Origin of the sequence: Actinokineospora cianjurensis (assembly GCF_003663795.1) — a bacterium.
In the GTDB taxonomy this organism is placed as follows: domain Bacteria; phylum Actinomycetota; class Actinomycetes; order Mycobacteriales; family Pseudonocardiaceae; genus Actinokineospora; species Actinokineospora terrae.
This window is the reverse complement of the sequence record NZ_RCDD01000001.1, coordinates 273922-300284: the sequence shown is the minus strand read 5'-3', so window position 1 is coordinate 300284 and position 26363 is coordinate 273922. Positions and strand designations below refer to the sequence as shown.

General features: G+C 71.8%; 18 protein-coding genes and 1 tRNA gene. 17 read left to right on the top strand and 2 right to left on the bottom strand.

Annotated features, from left to right (window positions below; all coding sequences use genetic code 11):
- Positions 1-19: 19 nt before the first annotated feature.
- Together CLV68_RS01345 and CLV68_RS01340 are read right to left on the bottom strand one after the other, a co-directional pair.
- Positions 20-1450: an alpha,alpha-trehalose-phosphate synthase (UDP-forming) gene (locus CLV68_RS01345; RefSeq protein ID WP_121388814.1), complete on the bottom strand. Its 1431-nt coding sequence runs from the start codon at positions 1448-1450 to the stop codon at positions 20-22.
- A gap of 118 nt (positions 1451-1568) precedes the next feature.
- Positions 1569-3011 carry a threonine/serine exporter family protein gene (locus CLV68_RS01340; RefSeq protein ID WP_121388813.1) on the bottom strand — a complete coding sequence of 481 codons (1443 nt, stop codon included), beginning with the start codon at positions 3009-3011 and terminating at the stop codon, positions 1569-1571.
- A 106-nt stretch (positions 3012-3117) separates the two neighbouring features.
- Here CLV68_RS01340 and CLV68_RS01335 point away from each other — a divergent pair.
- The 17 genes from CLV68_RS01335 to ectA all read left to right on the top strand — a co-directional run bounded on the left by CLV68_RS01335 (position 3118) and on the right by ectA (position 26348).
- Positions 3118-3193: transfer RNA gene (locus CLV68_RS01335), tRNA-Thr, on the top strand.
- Between the two features lie 841 nt (positions 3194-4034).
- A complete protein-coding gene (locus CLV68_RS01330) occupies positions 4035-4508 on the top strand; it encodes a DUF4265 domain-containing protein (RefSeq protein ID WP_170224024.1) in 474 nt (157 codons plus the stop codon).
- A gap of 142 nt (positions 4509-4650) precedes the next feature.
- Positions 4651-5379, top strand: a complete 729-nt coding sequence (locus CLV68_RS01325; RefSeq protein ID WP_246009619.1) for a PP2C family protein-serine/threonine phosphatase — start codon at positions 4651-4653, stop codon at positions 5377-5379.
- Positions 5380-6822 carry an FHA domain-containing protein gene (locus CLV68_RS01320; RefSeq protein ID WP_121388810.1) on the top strand — a complete coding sequence of 481 codons (1443 nt, stop codon included), beginning with the start codon at positions 5380-5382 and terminating at the stop codon, positions 6820-6822. It abuts the gene before it with no gap.
- Positions 6819-8282, top strand: a complete 1464-nt coding sequence (locus CLV68_RS01315) for a serine/threonine-protein kinase (protein WP_170224023.1) — start codon at positions 6819-6821, stop codon at positions 8280-8282. Before CLV68_RS01320 ends, CLV68_RS01315 begins: the two co-directional genes overlap by 4 nt.
- Positions 8283-8359: 77 nt before the next feature.
- On the top strand, positions 8360-14560 hold the full coding sequence (locus CLV68_RS01310) for an Ig-like domain-containing protein (protein WP_246009618.1): 6201 nt from the start codon (positions 8360-8362) through the stop codon (positions 14558-14560).
- Between the two features lie 52 nt (positions 14561-14612).
- Complete coding sequence (locus tag CLV68_RS01305) at positions 14613-15578, top strand: AAA family ATPase (protein ID WP_092779390.1); 966 nt, start codon at positions 14613-14615, stop codon at positions 15576-15578.
- A 3-nt stretch (positions 15579-15581) separates the two neighbouring features.
- Positions 15582-16766 (top strand): DUF58 domain-containing protein, encoded by a 1185-nt coding sequence (locus CLV68_RS01300; protein WP_121388808.1) that lies wholly within the window; start codon positions 15582-15584, stop codon positions 16764-16766.
- Positions 16763-19042 carry a transglutaminase-like domain-containing protein gene (locus CLV68_RS01295; protein ID WP_121388807.1) on the top strand — a complete coding sequence of 760 codons (2280 nt, stop codon included), beginning with the start codon at positions 16763-16765 and terminating at the stop codon, positions 19040-19042. Before CLV68_RS01300 ends, CLV68_RS01295 begins: the two co-directional genes overlap by 4 nt.
- Before the next feature lie 183 nt (positions 19043-19225).
- Positions 19226-19768 (top strand): hypothetical protein, encoded by a 543-nt coding sequence (locus CLV68_RS01290; RefSeq protein WP_121388806.1) that lies wholly within the window; start codon positions 19226-19228, stop codon positions 19766-19768.
- A gap of 27 nt (positions 19769-19795) precedes the next feature.
- On the top strand, positions 19796-20743 hold the full coding sequence (locus tag CLV68_RS01285) for a methionyl-tRNA formyltransferase (protein ID WP_121388805.1): 948 nt from the start codon (positions 19796-19798) through the stop codon (positions 20741-20743).
- Between the two features lie 65 nt (positions 20744-20808).
- Positions 20809-21666, top strand: a complete 858-nt coding sequence (locus CLV68_RS01280; protein ID WP_121388804.1) for a hypothetical protein — start codon at positions 20809-20811, stop codon at positions 21664-21666.
- A 126-nt stretch (positions 21667-21792) separates the two neighbouring features.
- Positions 21793-23061, top strand: a complete 1269-nt coding sequence (locus CLV68_RS01275; protein WP_211346498.1) for a lysine N(6)-hydroxylase/L-ornithine N(5)-oxygenase family protein — start codon at positions 21793-21795, stop codon at positions 23059-23061.
- 58 nt (positions 23062-23119) lie between these two features.
- Positions 23120-23911: a PIG-L family deacetylase gene (locus CLV68_RS01270; protein WP_121390879.1), complete on the top strand. Its 792-nt coding sequence runs from the start codon at positions 23120-23122 to the stop codon at positions 23909-23911.
- A 61-nt stretch (positions 23912-23972) separates the two neighbouring features.
- Entirely contained in the window at positions 23973-24560 is a 588-nt protein-coding gene (locus CLV68_RS01265; protein WP_121388802.1) for a hypothetical protein, read from the top strand.
- An 85-nt stretch (positions 24561-24645) separates the two neighbouring features.
- Positions 24646-25689 carry an L-glyceraldehyde 3-phosphate reductase gene (gene mgrA, locus CLV68_RS01260; protein ID WP_121388801.1) on the top strand — a complete coding sequence of 348 codons (1044 nt, stop codon included), beginning with the start codon at positions 24646-24648 and terminating at the stop codon, positions 25687-25689.
- Between the two features lie 140 nt (positions 25690-25829).
- Positions 25830-26348 (top strand): diaminobutyrate acetyltransferase, encoded by a 519-nt coding sequence (ectA, locus tag CLV68_RS01255; protein WP_121388800.1) that lies wholly within the window; start codon positions 25830-25832, stop codon positions 26346-26348.
- Positions 26349-26363: the final 15 nt, after the last annotated feature.

The following is a 26363-nucleotide window of genomic DNA, read 5'->3' as shown; positions in this document are numbered from 1 at the left end:
TGGTTCGGGGCGGGTCTGCTCAGTGGGCGTGCTCGGGGTCCAGCGCGTCGAGGAACGAGCGCGCCCACCGGTCGACGTCGTGGGTCAACACTTGTCGCCGCAGCGCGCGCATCCTACGGCGGCCTTCTGCTGGATCGATCGTGAGGGCCGCGTGCATGGCGTTCTTGACACCGTCAAGATCATGCGGGTTCACCAGGAAGGCGCTCGTCAGCTCGGCGGCGGCACCGGCGAACTCCGAGAGCACCAGCGCGCCGCCGAGGTCGTGGCGGCACGCGACGTACTCCTTGCACACCAGGTTCATCCCGTCGCGCAGCGGCGTCACCAGCATGACGTCCGCGGCGGAGAAGAACGCCGAGAGCTCGGCCCGCCCGATCGACTGGTGCAGGTAGTGCACGATCGGTCTGCCGACCCGGCCGAACTCGCCGTTGATCCGGCTCACCACCTGCTCGATGTCGCCGCGCATCCGCTGGTAGTGCTCGACCCGCTCCCGGCTCGGCGTCGCCAGCTGCACCATCGCGACCTCGGTCGGGTCGACCCGGCCCTCGGCGAGCAACTCCTGCAGCGCGTAGAGCCGGACGTCGATGCCCTTGGTGTAGTCGAGCCGGTCGACGCCGAGGATCACCTTCTTGGGGTTGCCCAGGTCCGCGCGGATCTGCTGGGTGCGCGCGACGGTTTCCCGCTTGCGCGACAACGCGTCCAGCCCGGCGGAGTCGATGGAGATCGGGAACGCGCCCACCCGGACCGCCCGGTCGCCGAGCTGGATGACGCCGGGGCGGGTGCGCACTCCGACCGCTCCCCTCGTCGGCTCGAGCCCGAGCAACCGCCGGGCCAGCCACAGGAAGTTCTGCGCGCCGCCAGGCCGGTGGAACCCGATCAGGTCGGCTCCGAGCAGACCACGCACGATCTCCGCGCGCCAGGGCAGTTGCATGAACAGCTCGGTGGGCGGGAACGGGATGTGCAGGAAGAAGCCGATCCGCAGGTCGGGCCGCAGCTCGCGCAGGATCGCCGGTGCCAGCTGCAGCTGGTAGTCCTGGATCCACACGGTGGCGCCCTGCGCGGCGACCTTCGCGCACGCCTCGGCGAACCTGTGGTTCACCTTCACGTAGCTGTCCCACCAGCCGCGGTCGAACACCGGTGACGCCACCACGTCGTGGTAGAGCGGCCAGAGCGTCGCGTTGGAGAAGCCCTCGTAGTAGTCGCGCACCTCGTCGGCGGTCAGCGACACCGGGTGCAGCCGCAGACCGTCCTCGGTGAACTCCTCGACGTCCACGTCGGGCACGCCCGGCCAGCCGACCCACGCGCCGCTGTGGCTGCGCAGGAACGGCTCCAGCGCGCTGACCAGACCACCGGGGCTGTGCTTCCACCGCTGGGAGCCGTCCGGCAGGCGCTCGAGGTCGACCGGCAGCCGGTTGGCGGCCACGATGAAATCCGCACCGTCTTCGCTGCTCACGCCGGACGCGCCTCCTCAGACCAGGGGATCCCCCGGTCTGAGGCTAGCCACTGCCAGCAGTCCCCGCGTCCTGCGACCGGTGTGAGCGCGCGTGGCGACTCTCACGCCACCGGGGGGTTTACTCCAGCCTGCGTTCGGTGGGTCGCAACGGCCCGGACATCCTCGGTCCGGACAGCCGCCGTTCCAGCCTGCTCAGACCGGTTCTGACCGGCTGCGCGAGGTATTCGCCCAGGACGACGCCCGCGGCGAGTGCCAGTGCGATCGCCGCCGCCAGCATCAGGGTCGGCAGGCCGCTCGTGCTGCGCTCGGCCGCCAGCTCGTAGAGGCCGCGGTAGGTGGTCAGGCCGGGCAGCAGCGGCACCAAGCCGGAGACGGCGACGACAAGCGGCGGCATCCGGAGTCGCCGCGACACCACGCCGCCAGCGAAGCCGATCACCACGGCCGCGATGCCGGAGGCGGAGATGGGGCTGGTGCCGGTCAGGGTCAGCGCGCCGTACACGGCCGTGCCCGCGCCACCCGCTGCGGAGGCGACGAGGAGGGCGCGCGGCTTCGCGTAGCTGGCGAGTGCGAACAGCGCGGCACCCGCGGCACCGGCGACCGCTTGCACGGGCAGGCGGAAAGCATTGGGCGGCAACGGATCCGCCAGCGGCGTGTACGCCATGCCGAGCGCCGTGGCGATGTTGAGGGCCAGCACGACACCCGCGATCAGGCCCGCGGTCATCAGCGAGATCTCCATCGTGCGGCCCGCGGCGGTCACGTTGTAGCCCGTGATCGCGTCCTGCACCGTGGACACCACGGACAACCCGGACAGCAACACGGTGATCGCGGCCGCGACCAGGACCGTCGGCCTGCCCTCGATGACGTGGCTGGCCAGCAGCGCCAGCGCCGCACCCGTCGCCAGCGCGCCGCCGACCACCTGCTGGAAGAAGAACGGCAGCGCCCTGCGGTTGAGCACCCGCCCGACCCGGTCCACCACCGCGGTGGTGATCGCGGCGAACGCGGCCATGTCGGCGGCACCACCGATGAGGACGGTCACCGCCGCGGCCATCCCGGCGTACGCCAGCGTCGCCACCCAGCGCGGGTACGGGTGCGGCGCGGTGGTGATCCGCTCCAACTCCGCCCGCGCCTCCTGCACGTCGATCCCGTGCGCGGCGATCTTCCCGACCAGGGTCTCGACATCGGCCAGCCGGGTGTAGTCCAGACCGCGCGAGCGCACCACCCGCAGCGAGGTGATCGGCGGCTCGTCGGTCCCGCGCTGGCAGGCCACGGTGATCGAGGTGAAGATGACGTCCACCTCGCAGTGCGGCAACCCGTAGGCCGCCGACACCGCGATGATCGTCGCCGTCGCGTCGGAGGCACCGGCCCCCGAGGCCATCTGCACCTCACCGATGCGCAACGCCAGGTCGAGCACCAGGTGGACGGTCCGCTCCTCCGGCAACCGCGGCCCCTGCACCGGCCGCTCCAGGCCGCGGTCGCTCCCGTTCCCGGTCGCCTCCCCGTTCCCCGGCAGCCCACCGCGCCGCCACGGCAACCACCCAGCCCGCTGCGCGAACCCCGCCACACCAACCCCCTCACCCGTCCACTCGACCGTCTCGGATCATGAGCCGCCCCGCAACCGCGCCCGCCCACCGCCGTACCATTGCACCCGGCGCCCACCCCGGCGCCACGCCGGCATAGCTCAATTGGCAGAGCACTCGCCTTGTAAGCGAAAGGTTGCGGGTTCAAGTCCCGCTGCCGGCTCCACCCCGACCAGCAGCGATGCCCGCCGGGGGGCGCGCCAGGCAGGGCCCGGGTTTCATCCGGGGGCTCATTCGTCCCCTCCAGGTGACCTCTGACCTGCGTGGGCACCTCGGACGCCCGGTCGCTCGACACGTGCTTGGATCGCGGCGGCGGTGTGCCGAAGGTCATGTGGTCGGGTGCCCTGCACGGCCGCTCGGCAGTGGGTGAAGGAAGAAGCCCTCGCCGGGGCTACTCGTCGGGTCGTCGTTCTCGGCAGGCAGGCTCCGCCTGTGAACTCGGCGGTGCTGAAACGGCTTCCTCGAAGTACTTCGCCCCGCAGAACCGGCGGACGGGGGCCTTGTCGGAGTCGAGCTGTTCGACGGCTTTGGTGTAGAGGTCGGTGCGGCGGCGTTAAGTGGCGTCGTGGTCGGTGGTGTGGGTGGCGAGTTCCTCGTGCCACTGGAGGCGTGCGGCCGGCAACGAGGCGAGGATGCCGCCGGTGCCGCGCCGATGCGCTGCGGCCAGTGGCGCGATCCGCCTCGCCGGGCGCGCGCGGTGATCATCCATGCCTCTGCCCTGTCACGGTCGCGTCGTGACGTCCGAGTTGTTCGACGGCGGAGTGCGGGTTCACGTCTCGCCCTGCTCCATTCAGCGAAATCCGGGTGTCGGCGCGGGGAACCGGCTGTGGCGATAAGCGCGCGTTGACCTGGTAGGTGTTGCTGTGCGTGCGGTTGCCGTCACACCTTTTGTCCGCTTGTGCGGTTCAGATAGGTGCGCTCACCGGGTCTGGGCTGCGACGATGGGGCTGTCGGCGGGGTTCTGTCGGCGGTCGCGCCTGGTGGTCCGGGGTGATGGGTGGGTTGGCGTGGGTGAGTCGGAGCAGTTGTTCAAGGTCATCTTCGACCTGCCCAAGCGGTCGCCGACGTGGCCGCCGTACGCGACTGAGGGGTTGTGGGCGGAGCGGGTCGGGGTGGACACGGTGCGGTTGCGCAACGTGCCGTTCTACGCGCGGGGGGTGGCGTTCCGGGACACCGTGCGGGTGCGGGTCGACCTGGAGCGGGAGAAGCTCGTGTACGTCGAGCGGGTCGCGGAGTCCGGGTACTCGACGGTGCGGTTGATCGTGGACGATGCCGCTGCCGGCGTGGTCGAGGCGGTGCTGGACGCGGCGGACTGCTGGTGGGAGATCGACAACACCGGGCTGCTGTGGGCGGTGGGGGTGCCGCCGGAGGTCGACTACGCGGCGTTGCGCCAGGAGCTGCTGAGGCTGCGGGTCGAGGCCGGGATCGACCTGGAGGAAGGCGTCCTCGGCGGCGGGCACCGCAGGTCCGACGTCGGCTGAGCACCCCTGCTCGCCGGGAACCAGGTGTGCAACACCGACCTGGGCTGCGACGATGTCGTCGTCGAGGTGTCGAAGCTGTGGGGGGTGCCCGGTGACCGGGGAACCGACGATTCGGGCTGGGGCCGCAACCGATGTGGGCCTGGTGCGAGCCGCCAACGAGGACAACTACGTGGTGACCGCGTCCGTGTTCGCCGTGGCGGACGGGATGGGCGGGCACGCGGCCGGGGACGTGGCCAGCGGGTTGGCGGTGGCCGGGCTCGCGCAGCTGGGCACCGAGGGCACCCTGCGGCCCGATGACGTGCGCAGGCACATCGTGCGGCTCAACGGCGACATCCTGGCCGCGGCCGCGCGCAACCCGGAGCAGCTGGGGATGGGCACCACCGTCACCGGGCTGTGCCTGGTCGACTTCGCCGGGTCGCCGCACTGGGTGGTGTTCAACGTGGGCGACTCGCGGGTCTACCGGTACGCCGAGCGCGAACTGGTGCAGCTGACCGTCGACCACTCCGAGGTGACCGAGCTGGTCGCGGCGGGCAAGCTGAGCCCGGCCGAGGCGGCGACCGACCCCAGGCGCAACGTGGTGACCAGGGCGCTCGGCTCGCCGACCGCCCCCGAGCCCGACCTGCTGGTGTTCCCGCCGACCGAGGGCGACCGGTTCCTGGTCTGCTCCGACGGCCTCACCGGCGAACTGGACGACGAGACCATCGCCGCCGTCCTCGGCCTGGCGGACGACCCGAGGGACGCCGCGGCCGCCCTGGTGCGCGACGCGGTCGCCGCGGGCGGCCGGGACAACGTGACCGCCGTCGTGGTCGACCACGTGCCCGCGCCGACCGCCCCCGCCGACGACGAGACGGCGCCGAGAAAGGTCTCCTGAATGCGCGTCCGGTACCGCCCAGGTCGTTGGGTCGCGGTCACCGGGCCGCGCACGTGGCTGCTGGTCGACGCCGACCCGGACGCGCCGCTGGTGGCGCGCTGCTGGGCGTTGGCCCGGGCGGGCGCGGACGAGCTGGAACTGGTCGGCGCCATCGCCGCGGCGGGCCTGCGCACGGTCGGCGGTTTCGCGGCAGCGGGCTACACGGACGGCACCGGCCAGGTCATCGTCCACGGCCCGGCGACGGTCACCCTGACCGGCACCGACGGCACCACCCGCACCCTCACCGCCAACCACGTCACCACCTGGGTCGAGACCCGCCTGGACACCTCCCTGGCGACCATCACCCTCTCCGGCCCCGCGGCGGACGGGCCCGCCCTCCCGCTGGACGTGGGCGTGGCCCTGGCCGGTGACCTGGCCGTCGAACTCACCCCGCAAACGCTTGCCCCACCCGCCGAGAACACGCCCCCGACGGCCGCTCCCGAGCCTGCCGAGGTCGCCGAGCAGGAACCCGCTCCCGAGCGGGCACCCGTCCCCGAGCAGACAGCTTCCGTCGAGCAGGCACCCGTTCCCGAGGTGATCACCAGCCTGCCGCTCACCTTCGAACCCGCGGCACCCACTGAGCTCGCAGTGCCCCCGGCCCCTGCCGAGCCCCCGACATCCTCGACGCCCCCAGGACACGCCGAGCTCGCTGAGCCAGCAGTGCCCCTGGTCCTTGCGGCGCCCGCTGAGCCCACTGTGCCCCCGGCACTCGCCGAGCAGCCGCCGCAGGCAGCACCCAGGCCGTCCGCAGAACCCCTAGCGCCTGCGGAGCCCGCAGCCGCCCAGGTCGAGGGGACGACCACCCTGGTCACGGGCCTGCCGGTGAAGCCGGAGGACACCGAGGTCATCGGTGGTACCACCGCCGTCATCACCCACCTGCCCTGGGTGATCGCCGACGACCCCGGGGTCACCCGTGCGCGCCCGGCCCTGACAACGACCGCCCCGCTTCTGGTCCCCGCGATCCGCTGCGACTCGGGGCACTGGAACCCGCCGCACGCCGTTGCCTGTCGGGTTTGTGGTGCGGGGTTGCCGCTCCAACAGCCCGTTGAGGTCCCCAGGCCGCCGTTGGGTGCCCTGCGCCTGTCCTCGGGTGATCTGGTCCAGCTGGACCGGGGTGTACTGCTCGGACGCGCCCCCGACGCCGCCGCCGTCAATCAGCCTGTCCGTCCGCACATGGTTCGGCTGCGCAGTCCGGACGGTGACGTCTCGCGCAACCACGTCGAGGTCCGCCTGCACGGTTGGCAGGTCCTCGTCCTGGACCTGGGCTCACGCAACGGCACCGAGGTGCGCCCGCCCGCCGATCTCCCGTTCGCGCTCGTGCCGCACCAGCCGGTCGAGATCGCCCCGGGAACCGTTGTCGGGTTGGCCGAGGGCGTGGAGTTCGTGTTCGAGGTGACCGGGTGAGCCCGCCGGAGCTGCCCGGCCTGACCCTCGTGCGGTTCCTCGGCTCCGGTGGTTTCGCCGAGGTGTACCTGTACCGCCAGGCCGAGCCGAAGCGGGACGTCGCGGTGAAGGTGCTCAAGGACGCCGCGCTGGCCGCCCGGTTCGCCGAGGAGGCGGACGCGATGGCCGAGCTCGGGGACCACCCGAACATCGCGCAGGTCTTCTTCACCGGTGTCAGCGCGGACGGTCGGTCGTACCTGGTCATGCCCTACTACCCGAGGGCGAACTTCGCCGAGCGCGCCCGCACCGAGCGGATCCCGGTGACCGAGGTGCTGCGGGTCGGTGTGCGGATCGCGGGCGCGGTGCAGGCGGCGCACGAGGTGGGGATCCTGCACCGGGACATCAAGCCGGCCAACGTCCTGGTCGACCGGCTCGGTGAGCCGCGGTTGGCCGACTTCGGCATCGCGGGCCGCACGCCGCCGTCGGTCGATGGTGGTGTGCTGATGTCGGTGCCGTGGTCGCCACCAGAAGTGTTGCGGGGTGGGGCTTCCAGTTTCCAGTCCGATGTGTACTCGTTGGGCGCGACCGTCTGGCACCTGCTGGCGGGCCGGTCGCCGTTCGAGGTCCCCGACGGCGACAACGGGGTCGACGCGCTCGCGGACCGGATCCAGCAGACCGCCGCTACCCGCACCGGCCGCGCCGACGTGCCGGGGGAGCTGGAGGAGGTCCTGCTGCGCGCGATGGCGCCCGAGCCGGGTGTCCGCTACACCTCCGCCCGGGAGTTCGCCCGTGCCCTGCGCGCCATCGAGCAGCGCGGCGGCTTCCCCGAGCAGACGACGGTGCTCCCGCCCCAGCCTGCCCGGGTCGAGGCGGCGGAGGAGACCAGACTCCGCCCGGTTAAGCCAAATGGCCTAACGTGGGTCATCGCGCCGCCGACTTACGTCGACCCGCCGCCGCCCGAGATCAACCGATCGGCGCTCGACGGGGCACCGCCGCCGTGGTCCACACCACCGGCTGTGGCGGAAATTCCCATTGTGGCCTCCGACACAGTGAACCGGCCGCGAACCCGGCCCTGGGCGGCGATCACGCTCGGTGGCCTCGCGCTCGCCGCGGCCGTCGTCACGGGTGTGGTCCTGCTGTCCGAAGGGGAAGCCGGACGGCCCGCGGACCCCGGTCCGGTAGACCCCGGTGTGCGGGAGCAGAACGCGGGTGGACCCGTGGCCCCACCGGGGAAGCCGACGGTGACCGCCGCCAGGGTCGACCCGGGGATCTTGCGCTTCACGTGGACCTACTCGGCGCAGTTCGCCACCGACAGCTTCGCCTGGCGCACCTCGGACCTGTCACGCTCCGGAACCGCGATCGCGCCCACTGTCGACATTCCCGCCCCCGCGGGCAGTCTGGTTTGCCTGGAGGTGAAGGTCGTCAGGGCCGATGGCAGTAGCGCATCCGCGTCGTTCTCGCCACCCGGGTGTGGAAGCTGACCGGACAAACCTGCAACATTGTCGCCGCCCGACACGATACGGCCCGATGACGGCTCGGGGACTCTGGCAGGGGACACGTGGGTTTTCTCAGGCGACACCGGACCGCCATCGCGTCCTCGGTCGTGCTCGCGATCGGCGCGACGGCTCTGGTCACGTACGCGTTGTCATCGACCGGTTACCCGGTCCGCCAAGTCGACCTGGATGACGGCGGGATCTGGGTCACCAGCGACCGGGACGGCCTGTTCGGCAGGCTCAACAAGCCCGCTGGCGCCCTGGACGCCGCTTTCTACCCCCCGGGTGGTGCGCAGCAGACCTATCAGTTGGACGTCCACCAGGACGGCTCTGCGGTCGCCGCGCGCGACTCGGCGACCGGCAGGCTCTTCCCCGTCGACGTCTCCCGCGCGGTGGCCTTACCCGAGCAGGGCTTATCCATCGGTGGTGACACCGAGCTGGCCATGGCTGGCGGGACGCTCGCCGCGCTCGAGCCCAGGACCGGCCGCGTGTGGGCGACGCGGGTCGACACCCGCGCCGGGATGACCAACCTGGGGACGCTCGACCCGGCCAACGCCCCGATCGCCACCGTCGACCAGGACGCCGCGCTCGCCGTGGCGCCGGACGGCACGGTGCGGGCGGTGTCCAAGAGCGGCAAGGTCGCCACGATCCGGGCCAGCCAGAACACCTTCGAGGAAGCCGACTACTCGACCCTGCCGCACGCGCTGTCCAGCGTGCAGGTCACCTCGGTCGGCGGGGACATGCTCGTCCTGGACACCAACACCGGCACGCTGGTTCTGCCGGACGGCAAGGACGTCACCATCGACGCCGACGAGACCACCCGGTTGCAGCAACCCGGTCCCGGTTCGGACGCCGTCGTCATCGCCACCCAGAAGGCCCTGATCGCCGTCTCCATCGCCGACGGCAGGACCACCCTGCTCTCCGACGCCGGTCGGGGCGCGCCTGCCGCGCCGGTGCGCCTGGGTGGCTGCATCCACGCCGCGTGGGCGGGCACCCCGTCCGGTTACGTCCGGGCCTGCGGCGGCGACAAGGCGACCCCCGGCAACCTGCGCGACGAGTCGGTGCTGGCCAAGCCGGTGTTCCGGGTCAACCGCGGCTCGATCGTGCTCAACGACATCGCGACCGGCGCGGTGTGGGACCTGAGCACGCAGAAGAAGGTCGACAACTGGTCCGCGGTCAAGCCGCCGCCGGTGCAGAACCCCAGCGACAAGACCAAGAACGACAAGAACACCGACGCGGTCAAGGACAAGCCGCCCAAGGCCGTCGACGACAACCTCGGTGCCCGCCCCGGCCGCACGACCGTGCTGCACGTGCTGGACAACGACTCCGACCCGGCAGGCAACATCCTGTCCATCTCGGCGGTCACCGCCCCGGACAACCCGGCCGTGCGGCTGGCCGTGTCGCCGGACGGGCAGACCGTGCAGGTCACCATGCCCGAGTCCGCTGTGGACACCCGGTTCAAATACACCATCGACGACGGCCAGGGCCTGTCGGCGACCGCGTCGGTCAACGTCGAGGCGCGCACCGTCGACGAGAACAAGCCGCCGGAGTTGCGCGCGGGGTTCAAGGCCAGCGAGTGGGGTGTCCCCTCCGGCGGGCTGGTGTCGATCCCGGCCATCGCCGACTGGCGCGACTTCGACGGCGACCCGATCGTGCTCGCGGGCGCGAAGGTCGCCGAGGGCTCGGTGACCACGACCCCGGCCGGGTTCGTCGACTTCACCGCGCCGCGCAAGCCGGGCCCGCAGGTGGTCGAGTACCAGGTGACCGACGGCCGCGGGGAGCAGGTGGTCGGCAAGGAGACCGTCACCGTGCAGGACCCGGCCGCCACCACCGCGATCGCCGCGATCGCCCAGCCGGACGTGGTGCGCGGGCAGGTCGGCCAGCCGATCACGGTGCGCCCGCTGGAGAACGACCGCCCCGGGTCCGACCCGACCGACCCGACCGCGCGGCTGCGGCTGGCCGGTGACCTCGCCGCCCCGCCGGGTGCCGCGGTGGTCACCGACATCAAGACCGGCCTGGTCACCGTCACCGTCGCCCGTCCCGGCACGGTGTTCCTGGAGTACTCGGCCGCCTTCGGCAACGCCCCGTTCGCCAAGGGCGGCATCCGCGTCGACGCCACCCCCGCGCCGTCGGCCCCGCTGCCGCCGGTCGCCGTGCCCGACAGCGCCGTCGTCCGCGCGCAGTTGCCCACCCTGGTCGACGTGCTGGCCAACGACGTGGACCCCTCCGGCTCGCTGCTGGTCGTGCAGACCGCGGAGCCGGTGGTCGAGGACCAGGTCAAGGTCGCCATCGTCAAGGGCCGCTGGCTGCGGATCACCGCGCTGACCCCGACGCTGAGCCCGAACCCGCAGGTCGTGCGCTACACCGTGACCAACGGCCTGTCCGGCGCGGTCACCGGCGAGGTGACGGTGACCCAGCTCGGCCCGCCGCCGGACGACACCCCGGTGCCCAAGGACGACTACGCGGTGGTCCGCGCGGGCGACTCGGTCGCCATCCCGGTGCTGGACAACGACACCACCCCCGGCGGCTCGCCGATCTCGTTGCAGGCCAACGTGGAGGGCGCGCCCACCCGGGGCCAGCTCTCGGTCACCGGCATCACCGACCCGGACACCCAGGTCGGCAAGGCGTACGTGACCGGCAACCTGGTCCGCTACGTCCCACCGGCCACTGTGGACACCCCGGTCAAGGTCGTCGTGTCCTACGTGGCGGTCAACCCCAACGGCGACCAGGCCGTCGGGCAGGCGCACGTGACGATCACCCCGGCGCCCACCCCGCAGGTGCCCAACCAGCCGCCCGCCCCGCAGGTCGTCGAGGCGCGCGCCATCGCGGGCGACACCATCAAGATCGTCATCCCGACCAGCGGCCTCGACCCGGACGGCGACTCGGTCAGCGTGACCGGCATCGGCTCCGCGGCGGGCCTCGGCCGGATCATCGCCATCGGTGCCACCTCGATCACCTACCAGGCGTACCCGTCGAGCGCGGGCACCGACACCTTCAAGTACCTGGTCACCGACCCGTACGGCAAGACCAGCGAGTCCGACATCCGGGTGGCCATCGTGCCGCCGGGCGACCCGCAGCCCGCGATCGCGGTCGACGACGTGGTCACCGCCGCGCCCGGGATCCGGCTGGCCATCGACGTGATGGGCAACGACCTGCACGCCCCCGGCGACACCATCCAGGTCGAGCCGCTGGCCGAGCGCAACCCGAACCTGCCCAAGGAGGTCTCCCTCAACCGGGAGTCCGGGCTGATCGAGCTGACCGCGCCCGACCTGACCGGCAAGCCGCTGGTGATCGTCTACAGCATCACCGGCGGCTTCGGCGAGCCGTCGATCGCGACGCTCACCGTGCGCGGGCAGCGCGACTACAACATGCCGCCGATCGCGGGCGACACCTACGCCGAGCCGCGGCCGGGCGCCGACACCGTCGAGGTGGACGTGCTCGCCGCAGCCGGTGACGTCGACGGTTCCGCCGAGGACCTGACCATCACCAAGGTCTTCGATGGCAAGGCGAGCGAGTCCGGCGGCAAGATCACCATGCCGGTGCTCGACCAGCCGCGCACCGTCGCCTACGAGCTCAAGGACGGCGGCGGCGCCACCGCGCTCGGGCTCATCCACGTGCCCGCCAGCGGCAAGGGCGCCCCGTACGGCAAGCCGGGGCAGAGCATCGAGGTGCCCATCGACGGCACCAAGACCATCTCGATCACCGACTTCGTGGTCGACCCGGCCGCCAAGCCGGTGAAGCTGACCCTGGCCGACCGGATCTTCGCCTCGCCGTCGATCGGCCTGCAGGTGCGCAACGAGGGCGAGCAGTCCCTCGTGCTCACCGCGGTCCCCGGCTACAACGGCCCGGCCGCGATCACCTTCGAGGTCACCAACGGCCCCAGCGTCACCGAGGGCCAGACCGCCTACATCACCGTCCCGGTGCAGATCGGGCCGGACGTGCCGATCCTGCGCTGCCCGAGCGGCACGATCACGCTCATCGCGGGCGGCACCACGATCGGCATGGACATCACCTCGGTCTGCCACGTGTGGACCGCCAAGCCGGGTGCCTCGGTCGACCTGAGGTACACCGCGAAGTGGAAGGCCGAGGCCGGGGGCGTCGACGTCGAGGGCTCCGGTTCGCGCACCATCCGCCTCACCGCGTCCGGCGCGGCGCGGCCGGGTGCCAACGGCGTGCTGGAGGTCGGGGTGGACGGCTCGCCCGCCCCGCCGACGCCCTTCGCCGTCCGGGTGATCGCCGCGCCTGCGCCGTCGGTGTCACCGGTGGCCGTGGACGGCATCAAGGCGGGGGAGACCGCCGAGGTCAACCTCGCCCAGTACGTGCGGTCGCGGCTGCGCGACCCGGTGATCTCGGTGGTGTCGGTGCGCCAGGTCGACGGCATGTCGGCCAGTTCGAGCTCGTCCGGCGCGTCGGTGCGGATCACCCCGGGCAGCGAGTCGCACGGCTCGATGTCCTTCGAGGTCACCGTCTCCGACGTGGCCGACACCAGCCGCAACGACCGCAAGGTCCCCGGCCGGATCACCCTGCGGGTGCTGGGCGTGCCGGACTCGCCGAGCATCCCGATCCCCGGCCGCACCACGCTGAGCAAGGTCGTCGAGCTCGCCTGGGGCACCCCGGCCAACAACGGCGCCCCGATCGAGGGCTACGAGGTCGCCTGGGACGGCGGGTCGCAGAACTGCGCCGCGTCGCCGTGCTCGATCTCCGGGCTCACCAACGGCCGCGCGTACTCGTTCACCGTCCGGGCCCGCAACCTGGTCGGCTGGAGCAAGCCGAGCCCGTCGTCGTCATCGTCCACACCGGACGAGGTGCCCGGCGCGGTCGGCGGCCTCACCGCGGCGCAGCCGCGCGACGGCGGCATCACGCTGACCTGGACGCCCGCCCGCAACGAGGGCAGCGAGATCACCCGGCACGAGATCAGCTGGACCGGTGGCGGTCGGATGACGGTGCCCGGCGGGGCGACCACGGCCACGCCTGCCAACCTGGACAACGACACCGTCTACACCTTCACCGTCATCGCGGTGAACGCGCACGGGCCCGGCCCGGCGGCGACCACCACCGCGCAGTCGGCTGGCTCGCCGAACCGGCCGCCCGCGCCGACGCTCACCGTGGTCCAGTCCACCGACGCCAAGCGCAGCGCGGTGCGGGTGTCGTGGCCGCCGGTGAGCGCCAACGGCCCGGGTCCGGTGACCTACACGGTCACCCGCACCGGCGGCGGTGGCGACAAGGTCGTCTGCGAGAACGTCCGCGGCAACAGTTGCGCCGACGACGGCATCACCAACGACGGCACCGTCTACACCTACTTCCTCACCGCGACCAACTCCGGACCCGGCGACGGCCACACCTCGCCGCCGAGCCCCGGCGCCGAGATGGAGGCCAGCGCCAAGCCCGACGCGTTCGGCCCCTCGTACAAGGCGGAGGCCACCGGGGTCGACGGCCAGGCGAAGATCAGCTTCGACGCGCCCGCCTCGCACGGCCGGTCGAACACGGTGACCTGCACCTGGGGCAGCGGCAACAGCTGCGGCACCTGGGAGTACCCGGTCGAGGGCAAGGACAACGTCGAGTACACGATCAACGGTCTGCCCAACGGCCAGCAGGTCGGCATCACGCTGCGCACCTGCAACGGCAGCGGCGCCGGGAACGACCCCTGCAACGCGCCCGCCACCGAGCAGGTCACCACCTACGGTCCGATGAAGGACCTGGTGATCTCGACGACCGCCAGCGAGGACAAGGTCACCTACCGGGTCACCGTCAACCCCAACGGCAAGCCCGCCCAGGTGCGGATCCAGACCGACAAGGGCGGCGGCAACGAGAACCTGACGACCCAGGTCGGACCGTGGAACCACGACGCCACCCTGACCGTCGGCTACGCCACCACCGTCAAGATCACCGTGACCGTCACCAGCCAGGGCAGGCCGACGCTCACCGAGGAGGCGACGCAGGCGACCGGACCGGAGCCGCCCGCACCGGTGGTCACCGTGTCCAAGGGCGCGACCTGCGGCGGGGCGTACCCGTGCAGCAGCACCAAGCCGGACGCGTGCACCGACGCCAGCTGCGCCTTCATCAAGGTGAAGGTGGAGAACTTCCGCGGCACCACCGTCACCTGCTCGTTCACCGCGGAGACCGCGGGCTACACCTTCGTCAACGAGACCTTCACCCCGGGCGAGGAACGCCAGACCCGCAACTTCTACGGCTCGCCGGGGACCAAGGTGACCGTCACCTGCCGGTCGACCGGGTCGCCGACCACCTCCGGGACGATCACGTGGTGACCGCGCCGGGCCAGCACTCGCTCAGGCAGTACACAGAGGACAGGAACGGGCAATGACAGCCACACCGGAGCAGGCGCAACTGTTCGCGCAGACCTTCGACCGGTTGGTCGCCAACGTGAGCGTGGCGATCGTCGGCAAGGAGCACACCGTGCGCCTCGCGCTCACCTGCCTGCTCTCCGAGGGGCACCTCCTGCTGGAGGACTACCCGGGGACCGGCAAGACGATGCTGGCCAAGGCGCTGTCGCGGTCGGTGCAGGGCACCAACTCGCGCATCCAGTTCACCCCCGACCTGCTGCCCTCCGACGTCACCGGCGTGACGATCTACGACCAGCGCAAGCAGGAGTTCGAGTTCCACCGCGGCCCGGTGTTCCACTCGATCGTGCTGGCCGACGAGATCAACCGCGCCTCGCCGAAGACCCAGTCGGCGCTGCTGGAGGTCATGGAGGAGGGCAGGGTCACCGTCGACGGCGTCGGCCACGAGGTGGGCAAGCCGTTCATGGTGATCGCCACCCAGAACCCGATCGAGCAGGCGGGCACCTACCGGCTGCCCGAGGCGCAGCTCGACCGGTTCCTGATGAAGACCAGCATCGGCTACCCCGACCACACCGCCACCGTCGCGCTGCTGTCGGCTGCCTCGGTCCGCGACCGGTCGGTCAACGTGCAGCCGGTCATCTCGTCGCAGGTCGTGTCCCAGTTGGCCGCGACCGCGGACCGCGTGCACGTTGACGCTGCCGTGCTGTCTTACGTCACCCGCATCGCCGAGGCGTCCCGCGAACACGAGCACGTGCGCCTTGGTGTCTCCGTCCGCGGTTGCCTCGCCTACGTGCGGTGCGCCAAGACGTGGGCGATGACCAAGGGCCGCAACTTCGTCACCCCCGAGGACGTCAAGGAGTTGGCGCTGCCGGTGCTCGGGCACCGCGTGCTGCTCAACGCCCAGGCCCAGTTCGACGGCGTCTCGGTGACCGACGTGGTCGAGAAGCTGCTCGCCGACGTCGCACCGCCCGTCGCCAGGGGTTAGGCCGTGGACGGCCTGGCGGAGGCGCTCCGCGCGGTGACGCCCATGGGCGTGGTGGTCGCTGTCTGCTCGGTCCTGTCCTGGATCGCGGGCGGTGTGCTCGGCTGGACCGAGTTGGTCGTCGCCGGGGTGGCCGGGGTGCTGGTCTTCCTGGCCTGCCTGAGCTGGGCGGTCGGCCGCAACCTGCTCGCCGTGCGGTTCACCCTGGACAAGGAGCGCGTGGTCCGGGGCAAGCCCGCGACCTGCGTGGTCGAGGTGGCGGGCAAGCGCGCGGGTGGTCGCCTGCTGGCGATGGAGCTCGAGCTGTCGGTGGACGACGAGGTGCACGTGGTCGAGGTCCCCGGGCTGGTGTCCGGGCAGGTGCACAGCGAGTTCTTCCCGATCCCGACCGAGCGGCGCGGCGTCGTCGCGGTCGGCCCCGCGGTGACCGTGCGCGGCGACCCGCTCGGCGTGCTGCGCCGCGCGGTCGAGTGGGGCGGTACCCGCGAGCTGTTCGTGCACCCGGTGACCGTCGCGCTCGGCCCGCTCGGCGCCGGCATGCTGCGCGACCTGGAGGGCTACACCACCACCGACCTGTCGACCAGCGACCTGGCGTTCCACACCCTGCGCGAGTTCGCCCCAGGCGACGACCGCAGGCACATCCACTGGCGCTCCTCGGCCAAGCTCGCCTCGTCGGGGTCCGACGGCAAGTTCCTGGTCCGGCAGTACCTCGACACCCGCCGGGCGCGCCTGGTGATCGCGGTCGACGGCGACCGCTCCGCCTACGCCTCCGACGACGACTTCGAGACCGCGATCTCCGCGGCGGGCTCGCTGGCGCTGCGCGCGATCGAGGACGAGATCGACCTGACCCTGTTGGCCGCGGGCCACGTGGTGCACGACGCCACCGCGCAGTCCGCGCTGGACAACCTGGCCAGGGTCAAGCCGGTCTCCATGGGTCTGGACGACCTGACCACGCGCGCCGCCCGGCTCGCCCCCGACGCCACGGTGGTCGTGGTGGTCGCCGGTGGCGCGCGCACCTTCCCCGAACTGCTGCGCGCCTGCGGCCAGTTCCCCTCGGACATCCGCCGCGCCGCGATCACGGTGTCCGCCGACGGGACCGCGGGCATCACCGAGAACGTGGGACTCACCGTCGCCACCGTGCGCGACCTGGACGATCTGCGGGCCGTGCTCGCTGGAGGGCCGCTGGCATGACCAGTCCGACTGCTTCCCGGCCGTCCCTGGTGCCGACCAGGGCCGACCTCGCCGACGCCGGGTACCTGGTGCTGCTGTTCAGCGTGGCGCTGGTCGGGTTCAGCACCAGCTACACCGGCTGGTCGTTCCTGTGGACCGGCCTGGCCGGTCTCGGCCTCGGCCTGCTGGTCGGGCACGTGGCCAACGTGCTCAGGCAGCCGCTGATCACCGTGATCGCGCTGACCGTCGCGGTGTTCTTCCTGCTCGGCGGGGCCGTGGTGATGCGCGAGCGCGCGGTCGCCGGGTTCCTGCCCGGTCCCGACGCGCTCGGCGGCCTCGCCCGCTCCAGTGTGGACAGTTGGAAGCAGCTGCTGACCACCCTGCCGCCGGTCGACAGCGGCGCGCTGCTGATCATCCCGTACATCCTCGGCCTGCTCTGCGGCGCAGGCGGGTTCACCCTGGCCAGGCGGGTGCGCGTCAGCGCGGCCCCGGTCGTGGCGCCCGCGCTGGTGATGATCGCGGTCATCCTGCTCGGCACGACGACACCGGTGCTGCCGACCGTGCTCGGCGGGCTGTTCGCCGCGATCACCCTCGGCTGGATCTCGGTGCGCGCCAGGCGCAGGCGCCGCCAGTTGCGCGACGGCGCGCGGCGGGCGACCAGGGTCATGTCGGCTGCCGCGCTGGTCGGCGCCATCGCGGCGATCACCGTGCTGGCCGGGCCGGTCCTGCCCGGCGCCGGGGGCGACCGGACGGTGCTGCGGGAGTACATCACCCCGCCGTTCGACCTCAACGCCTACGCCAGCCCGCTGGTCGGGTTCCGCAAGTACACCAAGGACGCCAACCAGCTCCACGACCAGACGCTGTTCACCGTCACCGGCCTGCCCGAGGGCGGCCTGGTGCGCATCGCCACCCTCGACGACTACACCGGCACGGTGTGGGGCGCCGGTGGCGGCAGCGCGGAAACCGTGCCCGGCCAACCGAAGTACGGGTTCCAGCGGGTCGGCTCCCGCATCCCGTCGGCCGCGTCCGGCGCCAAGAGCACCGTCGAGGTCGAGATCGGCGCCGCCTACGCGACCGCCGACGACGTGAACGCCTGGCTGCCCACCCCCGGCGAGCCGACCGCGATCCGCTTCGCCGGGGACACCGCGGCAGGCCACGCCGACAGCTTCCGCTACAACCTGGCCACCACGTCGGGCATCGTCGCCGACCGGCTGCGCACCGGTGACAAGTACACGGTGGACACCATCGTCGACACCGTCGAGGTGCCCACCGACCCGCAGCCGTTCGGCCGCCCGGCGCTCGAGCAGTCGGCGTACCAGTTCGTCTCGGCCAAGACCGGCACCTGGGCGGGCGGGGCCACCGACCTCGGCGGCAAGCTCAAGGCGGTCGCGGGGTACCTGCGCGCCAACGGCGCCTACAGCGACGGCGGCCCGGGGGAGACCGAGTACCTGCCCGGCCACAGCGTCGGCAGGCTCACCAGCTTCCTCAACGCCCAGCGCCCGGTCGGCGACGACGAGCAGTACGCGGCCGTCTTCGCCCTCGTGGCCAACCAGCTCGGTATGCCAGCCAGGGTCGTGCTCGGGGCGAAGCCGGGTGCCGGTGGCGTCGTGCGCGGCGAGCACGTGCAGGTCTGGGTGGAGCTGCACCTCACCGACGGCAGGTGGGCGCGGGTGATGAACACCGAGTTCATGCCGGACCGGTCGAAGAAGCCGGACAAGGTGCCGCCGCAGCAGTTCGAGAACACCGAGGCGTCGATCGTGCCGCCGCCGAACACGGTGCACCCGCCGAGCTCGCTCACCGACGCCAGCCGGGTCGACCCGAACGTCGGGCGCTCCGCGTCGGCCAAGGACGGCGACGGCTGGGAGATCCCCGGTTACCTGCTGACCATCCTCACCTGGGCCGGTCCGCCGATCGCGCTGGTCGCGCTGGTCTGCACGGTGATCATCGGTGGCAAGGCGCTGCGCAGGCGCAGGCGCCGCCGGTTGGGCGAACCGGCGACCAGGGTGGCCTCCGGCTGGCAGGAGGTCATGGACCGGGCCCGCGACCTGGGCACCGCCGTCCCGGTCGGGTTGACCCGCCCGGAGCAGGCGACGGTCCTCGGGGACGCCTCCGTGCTGCGGCTGGCGCGCGCGGCGGACGCGACGGTGTTCGGCCCGATCGACCCGAACGACGCGGCGGCGACCCGGTTCTGGGCGTCGGTGGACGAGGCGCGCAAGCAGCTCGGCGCGGGCGTCGGCAGGCTCCGCAGGCTCAAGGCGGCGCTGAACCTGAGCACCCTGCGGGTGCGCGGCTCCTAGCGATCCATCCACAGCCGGGGGCGGCTTTCCACAGGGCGAGCGGCCAGTCATCCCCAGCTGGGGATGACTCTGTGTACAGATCGACTTCGGATGGCGGCTTGACAGCGCCGTCCCCACCGGCAATAAACCCCTCCCGATAGGTAGGGCTTACACTTAGGTAAGCCTTACCTATCGGGGGAGATCGTGCGCACCTGTCAGACCACGCCCGCGGAGTTGATCTCCGCTGCCCGGGCGGACTACTTCTTCCTGGCGACCCCGCAGCACTGGTGGTTCACCACCGGGCGGGTCGCCCAGGTCACCGTCGACCGCGACGCCATCCACCTGTGGAGCGCGGCGGGCGAGGACGTCGAACCGTGGGTCGACCCGCTGCGGCAGGTGCTCGACCTGCTGCACGCGGTCGCCGGGTCCGGTTGGCGCGCCTTCGGCTGGGCGGAACCGGAGCTGTGGCACGCACTGGCCGGTCGGCCCGACCTCGTCGGCGGCGACCACCCGCTGTTGCACCTGGTCATCCCGGCCGACATGGCCGACATCACACCGTCACGTTCCGTCGCGGCCGCGAGCCCGGTTGCCGCCTTCCGCATGGGCGCCACCGAGTGGGTCGTGCCCGACGGTCACCACGTGTCGACCGGGTTCCCCAGCTTCCCCGGCCTCGTCGGCGAGCGGTCCGCCGCCGTTCTCACCCTCGACTCTCGAACCGAGCTGGCCGACGTGATAAGGATAGGCTAAGCAAAGTTCAGCGGAGGTGGATGACCCATGCGGGTCGTGATGTTCGGTTTCCAGACCTGGGGTCACCGCACCCTCGAGGCGCTGCTCGCCTCCAGCCACGAGGTGGTCGCGGTGGTCACGCACCCACCGGGTGAGGGCGTCTACGAGAAGGTCTGGAGCGACTCGGTCGCCGAGTTGGCCGAGGCCAACGGGGTCGAGGTCATCGTCCGCGAGCGGCCGGACGACGAGGAGCTGGTGGAGCGGCTCACCGAGCTGGGCCCGGACGTGATCGTGGCGACCAACTGGCGCACCTGGATCCCGCCGCGGATCTTCGGCCTGCCCAAGCGCGGCACGCTCAACGTGCACGACTCGCTGCTGCCCGCCTACGCGGGCTTCTCGCCGCTGATCTGGGCGATGATCAACGACGAGCCCGAGGTCGGCGTCACCGCGCACATGATGGACGACACCCTCGACGCCGGGCCGATCGTGCTGCAGCGCGCGGTGCCGGTCGGCCCGCGCGACACCTCGGCCGACCTGTTCGCCAAGACCCTGGCGCTGTTCGGCCCGATCACCGTCGACGGCCTGGCCGAGATCGAGGCCGGGCGCACCGACTTCGTCGTGCAGGACCGGTCCAAGGCGAGCTTCTTCCACAAGCGCGCCGAGGAGGACCTGCGGGTCGACTGGACCTGGTCGGCCGAGGAGCTCGACCGGCTGGTGCGCGCCCAGTCCGCGCCGTACCCGAGCGCGTTCTGCTTCCACCGCGGCAAGCGGCTGGAGATCGTCGCCGCCCAGGTGTCGACGGCCAAGTACGGCGGCACCCCCGGTCGCGTCTTCTACCGCGAGGGCGACGGCGTGGCGATCGTGGCGGGCCCCGAGGCGCGCCGCGGCCGCAACCACGCGCTGCTGGTCACCCGCGTGCGCACCGAGGACGGCACCGAACTGGCCGCGCACGACTACTTCAAGCACATGGGTGGATACCTCACCTCGCGACCCTGAGCCCACCGGCGGCCACCGGCACCCCGCCGGTGGCCGCTCCACTGCCGAGGGAGTTGGCCCACACCATGAACACCCTGGAAACGCTCGCGAGACCGGCGGCGGTCACCCGGCCGCAGTTGCGCCGACTGCTCCCCGCCGATCTCACCGCGGCCCTGCTCGCCGACGTCCCCGACTTCTACGCGACCGACACCGCTGACGTCCTTCGCGCGGCCCTCGTGGTCGCCGTCGGCGATCGGGGCACGGTCGCCGCGCGGGGCGGGTTGGCAGGCACGGTCAGCAGGCTCACGGCGGCCACCGACGCCGCCGTCATCGGTTTCCACTACCTGGCAGGCGATCCCGAACTGTCCGCTGTGGTCGATGTCGTCGTCGAGTTGGTGGACGGGCAGATCATGTCGACGTGGTCGTGGCGCGCGGAAGCCCGCACGGAACGGGCCGTGGTCCACCTCGCTCGCGCGTGGTCCGACGCGTTGGCCGCCCTGGTGGCGCAGGCTCGCAAAGTCAGTCCTATCCCTGAGGTCTTGGACCTGGAATCGCCGAGCATCTCGGTGGACTTACCGGGATCCGTCAGTCCTGACGCGCTCCGCCGTGCGATCGACGCTGTCACGTGCCGGTACCCGTACCTGGCGACTGGGCGACGCGTGGTCAACGGCGTCGTGTTCGCCGTGCAGGGCGCGGGCACGTCGCTGCGCTGCGCCAGCCACGACGAGTTCCAGCGGGACGGTCGGTTCAACGCCGACTGGACGCCGATGGTCCAGTTCGACCTCACCCGCGTCGGCGCCGCCCGCAGCACGCTCACCATCACCGCGAACCCGCTGCTCGTCGGCGACCTGCCCGGTCTGGCCGGGGAGTTGCGCACCGAGCTGGCGGGAGATCCAGACCACGTCTGGCCGTCGACCATGGACTCCACGCCGCCCGGTAATTAGGTTAGCCTTACCTCTGGCCGGGGGTGGAACGAGATCGTCGACGAAGGGACCGCGGTGACCAGCGACGCTCAGCCGCACGAGGTGCGCGATGTGGTCGGGATCGGCTTCGGCCCCTCCAACCTCGCCATGGCCATCGCCGTGCACGAGCACAACCGGCGCCACCCCGAGCAGCCGGTCGACGCGCTGTTCCTGGAGCGGCAGCCGTCCTTCGGCTGGCACCGCGGGATGCTGATCGACGACGCGACCATGCAGGTGTCCTTCCTCAAGGACCTGGTCACCATGCGCGACCCGTCGAGCGACTTCAGCTTCCTGTGCTACCTGCGCGACCGGGACCGGCTGGTCGAGTTCATCAACCACAAGACGATGTTCCCGCTGCGCACCGAGTTCCACGACTACTTCGAGTGGGCGGCGGCCAGGGTCACCGACCAGGTGCGCTACGGCGCCGAGGTCGTCTCGGTCCGCCCGGTCGAGGTCGACGGCGAGGTCGCGCACTTCGACGTGATCGCCAAGGACGCCGACGGCCTGATCAGCACCGTGCGCGCCCGCAACGTGCTCATCGGCACCGGCCTGCGGCCGAGGCTGCCCGCCGACGCCGTGCCGTCGGACCGGGTCTGGCACAACATCGAGCTGATGCACCGCGTCGGCGACCTGGCGAGGTCCGAGCCGCACCGGGTGCTGGTGGTCGGGTCCGGGCAGAGCGGCGCGGAGGCCGTCGCCGAGCTGCACTCGGCGCTGCCCGGGACCCAGGTGTGCGCGGTGTTCGCCCGCTACGGCTACGCCCCCGCCGACGACAGCCCGTTCGCCAACCGCATCTTCGACCCGCGCGCGGTCGACCACTTCCACGGCGCCTCCGCCGAGGTCAAGCAGATGCTGCTGGACTACCACCGGAACACGAACTACTCCGTGGTGGACATGGACCTCATCGAGGAGCTCTACCGCCGCGAGTACCGGGAGAAGGTCACCGGTCGCAAACGCCTCGACATCCGCATCGCCTCCCGCGTCACCTACACCCGCGAGACCGACGAGGCCGTCTACGCCACCGTCGAGTTCCTGCCGACCGGCGAGACCGAGGTCTTGGAGTGCGACGCGGTCGTCTACGCCACCGGTTTCCGTCCGGCCGACCCGTTCGACCTCCTCGGCCGCGCTGCCGCCGTGTGTGAGCGTGACGCGGCAGGGTTACCGGTCGTCGGCCGGGATTACCGGGTGCGCACCGCCGCCAACGTGACCGCGGGCATCTACTTGCAGGGCGCGGAGCACAGCCACGGTCTCACCGCGACACTCCTGTCCGCCACGGCCGTCCGGGTCGGCGAGATCCTCGACTCGATCCTGCACGGCAGCCCGGACGAGGCGCCGGTCGAGCAGGTAGCCCTGCCGCAGCGCGTCGCCATCAGCTGAGCGCGTCGCCATCGGCTGACCCGCCGGTGTGTCGGTCGCCATGGGTACCTTGGTGCTCATGGCAACACTGGTGACCTTCCACGCCCACCCCGACGACGAGTGCATCAACTGCGGTGGCGTCATGCGCAAAGCCGCCGACGAGGGCCACCGCGTCGTCCTGGTGGTCGCGACCCGCGGCGAGCTCGGCGAGGTGGACGACGGCTTCCTCGCGCCGGGCGAGGACCTCACCTCCCGCAGGGTCGCCGAGACGCACGCGGCCGCCGAGATCCTCGGTGTGTCCCGTGTGGAGTTCCTCGGCTACACCGACTCCGGGATGATGGGCGAGCCGACCAACGACACCCCCGGCACCTTCTGGACCGCCTCGGTCGAGGAGGCGGCCGAGCGGCTGGCCAAGATCCTCGTCGAGGAGTCGGCCGACGTGCTCACCACCTACGACGACAACGGCGGCTACGGCCACCCCGACCACATCCAGGTGCACCGGGTCGGCAAGCGCGCCGCCGAGCTGGCCGGGACGAGCAGGGTGTACCAGGCCACCGCCAACCGCGACGACGTCCGCGAGCACATGAGCGCCGCCGCCGCGGACGCCGGGGCCGATGGTGCGGACTTCGGCCCGCAGGAGGAGTGGGAGATCGGCAAGCCGCTGGACGAGCTGACCGCCCGGGTCGACGTCTCGGCGTACGTGGTGGCCAAGCGGGCCGCGATGCGCGCGCACGCCAGCCAGATCTCCGAGGAGAGCTTCTTCCTCTCGATGCCGGACCCGGTCTTCGCCCAGGCGTTCGGCACCGAGTGGTTCATCCGCGACGGCGAGGGCCCCGGCATCACCGAGACCGACATCATGGCCGGTCTCTGAGGCCCCACCATCGGGTGACGAGGCTGGTCCCGGCGCGCCGGGGCGGCTTACGTTCCCGGTCGTGGCCGCCTTCGACGACATGGTCCGCCGGGCCGCGGCGGGGCAGCCCGGCGCGCTCGCGGTGCTGCGCGCCGAGCTGATGACCCAGCCGCGGGCCTGGCTGGTCGACCAGCTGCTGGCCACCGTCGCCCCGTCGAGCGGCTACCGGCCGCGCCCGGTCGAGCTCGACGAGCGGCGCCTGGTCGAGCACACCGCCCGGTTCGGCTCGTGGGACACCACCGCGTGCCTGGTCGGGCCGCCGCCGCCCGCCGGTCGGCTGGTCGACCGCGAGTGCCGCACCGTGCACGGCGAGGAGTTGCTCGACGAGGCGAAAGACCTGCTGCACGCGCTGCTGGCGGGGGACAGCGGGCTGACCCCGATCCGCCGCGCCCGGCTCACCCTGACCGTCCCCGACGCCAAGGTCGCCGTGTTCGGCTTCCTGCGCGGCACCATCACCAGGACCCCGGTCGGCGGCGGCGAGACGGCCCTGCTGGTCGAGTACCCGGAGGTCGCCGCCGACCTGGTCGGCGACGCCGTGGTGGCCGCGCTGCGGGTGGTCAACGGGCTGGAGCTCAACGAGGCGGTGCTCTACACCCGCAAAGCCGGTTGAGCCGCGGCACACGAGGCACGATCGGCGCCCGTGCGGCGTGCTGGGCGAGAATCACCCGGTAGCGCCCCGCGACCCGAGGAGACCCATGCCGTTCCCAGCCGCGCCGTACCGCGCCGAGGAGAGCCGCTACGACGCCACCGCCTACCGCAGGACCGGGCGCAGCGGTCTGCGGTTGCCGCCGGTCTCGCTCGGCCTGTGGCACAACTTCGGCGACGACCGCCCGTTCGACACCGGCCGGGCCATCCTGCGCCGCGCGTTCGACCTCGGCGTCACCCACTTCGACCTGGCCAACAACTACGGCCCGCCCTACGGCAGCGCCGAGGCCAACTTCGGCCGGGTGCTGGCGGGCGACTTCAAGCCCTACCGCGACGAGATCGTGGTCTCCACCAAGGCGGGCTACGACATGTGGCCGGGGCCGTACGGGGAGTGGGGTTCCCGCAAGTACGTACTGTCCTCTTTGGACCAGTCGCTGACCAGGCTCGGCCTCGACTACGTCGACATCTTCTACTCGCACCGCTTCGACCCCGACACCCCGCTGGAGGAGACGGTCGGCGCGCTGATCACCGCGGTGGAGCAGGGCAAGGCGCTCTACGTCGGCGTGTCGTCGTACTCGCCTGAAGCGACCAAGCGCGCGGCGGAGATCCTCGGCGGCGCCAACATCCCGCTGCTCATCCACCAGCCCTCGTACTCGCTGCTCAACCGGTGGATCGAGCCCGAGCTGCTCGACACCCTCGACGACCTCGGCGCGGGCTGCATCGCGTTCTCCCCGCTCGGCCAGGGCCTGCTCACCGACCGGTACCTCGACGGCATCCCCGAGGGGTCCCGCGCCAGCCGCGAGTCGTCGCTGTCGCCCGACTTCCTCTCCGAGCAGAACCTGGCCAGGGTGCGCGGTCTCGACGGCATCGCCAAGCGGCGCGGGCAGTCGTTGGCGCAGCTGGCCATCGCCTGGGTGCTGCGCGACCCGAGGGTCACCTCGGCACTCGTCGGCGCCAGCTCGGTCGGCCAGCTGGAGGCCAACCTCGCCGCGGTCGACGCCGCGCCGTTCACCGCGGACGAGTTGGCCGAGATCGACCGGTACGCGGTGGATTCCGGCATCGACCTGTGGGCGCAGTCGCGCGAGGCGGGCTGAGCACTAACACGATCCCGGTGCGCAGGACAACAACGGTGTTGTCCTCCTCACCGGTGATCCGCTGAAACCCCAGGTGGCGGGCGGGGCAGCGGTTTCCCCCGTCCACACCCGGCGAAACATCGCTGTTACGTTCCCTGGGTATGTCCGGGGAAACGCACGACGTCCTGATCGCCGAGCCGTCCACAGAGGACGGCTCCGAGCTGTGGCGGATCGCCCGAGATTCGCACACCCTCGACCTGAACTCCTCTTACGCCTACCTGCTCTGGTGCCGCGACTTCGCCGACACCTCCGCGGTCGCGGTGGTCGCGGGCCGCCCGGTCGGCTTCGTGATCGGTTTCGTCCGGCCGAGCGAGCCGGACACCGTGGTGGTGTGGCAGATCGCCGTCGACGGCGACCAGCGCGGCAAGGGCCTCGCGGGCAGGCTGCTCGACCACCTGCTCGACCGCCTGGCCCCGCGCGGCGTGCGGCACCTGGAGACCACCATCACCGCCGACAACGCCACGTCCATCGCGCTGTTCGGCGCACTGGCCAGGCGCAGGGGGGCGCTGATGCGCCAGGCCGATCTGTTCGCCGCCGACCACTTCCCCGACGACCACGCCGCCGAGGACCTCTACCGCATCGGTCCGTTCGAGCCCGCGGCGCGGCCGGTCGCGGTCTAGCGCCCACCACTTGCC

Coding starts and splice junctions, on each gene's coding strand:
- CLV68_RS01320 (WP_121388810.1), top strand. CDS start 5,380: ATGCGCGTCCGGTACCGCCCAGGTCGTTGGGTCGCGGTCACCGGGCCG.
- CLV68_RS01305 (WP_092779390.1), top strand. CDS start 14,613: ATGACAGCCACACCGGAGCAGGCGCAACTGTTCGCGCAGACCTTCGAC.
- CLV68_RS01295 (WP_121388807.1), top strand. CDS start 16,763: ATGACCAGTCCGACTGCTTCCCGGCCGTCCCTGGTGCCGACCAGGGCC.
- CLV68_RS01285 (WP_121388805.1), top strand. CDS start 19,796: ATGCGGGTCGTGATGTTCGGTTTCCAGACCTGGGGTCACCGCACCCTC.
- CLV68_RS01280 (WP_121388804.1), top strand. CDS start 20,809: ATGAACACCCTGGAAACGCTCGCGAGACCGGCGGCGGTCACCCGGCCG.
- CLV68_RS01275 (WP_211346498.1), top strand. CDS start 21,793: ATGGCCATCGCCGTGCACGAGCACAACCGGCGCCACCCCGAGCAGCCG.
- CLV68_RS01270 (WP_121390879.1), top strand. CDS start 23,120: ATGGCAACACTGGTGACCTTCCACGCCCACCCCGACGACGAGTGCATC.
- mgrA (WP_121388801.1), top strand. CDS start 24,646: ATGCCGTTCCCAGCCGCGCCGTACCGCGCCGAGGAGAGCCGCTACGAC.
- ectA (WP_121388800.1), top strand. CDS start 25,830: ATGTCCGGGGAAACGCACGACGTCCTGATCGCCGAGCCGTCCACAGAG.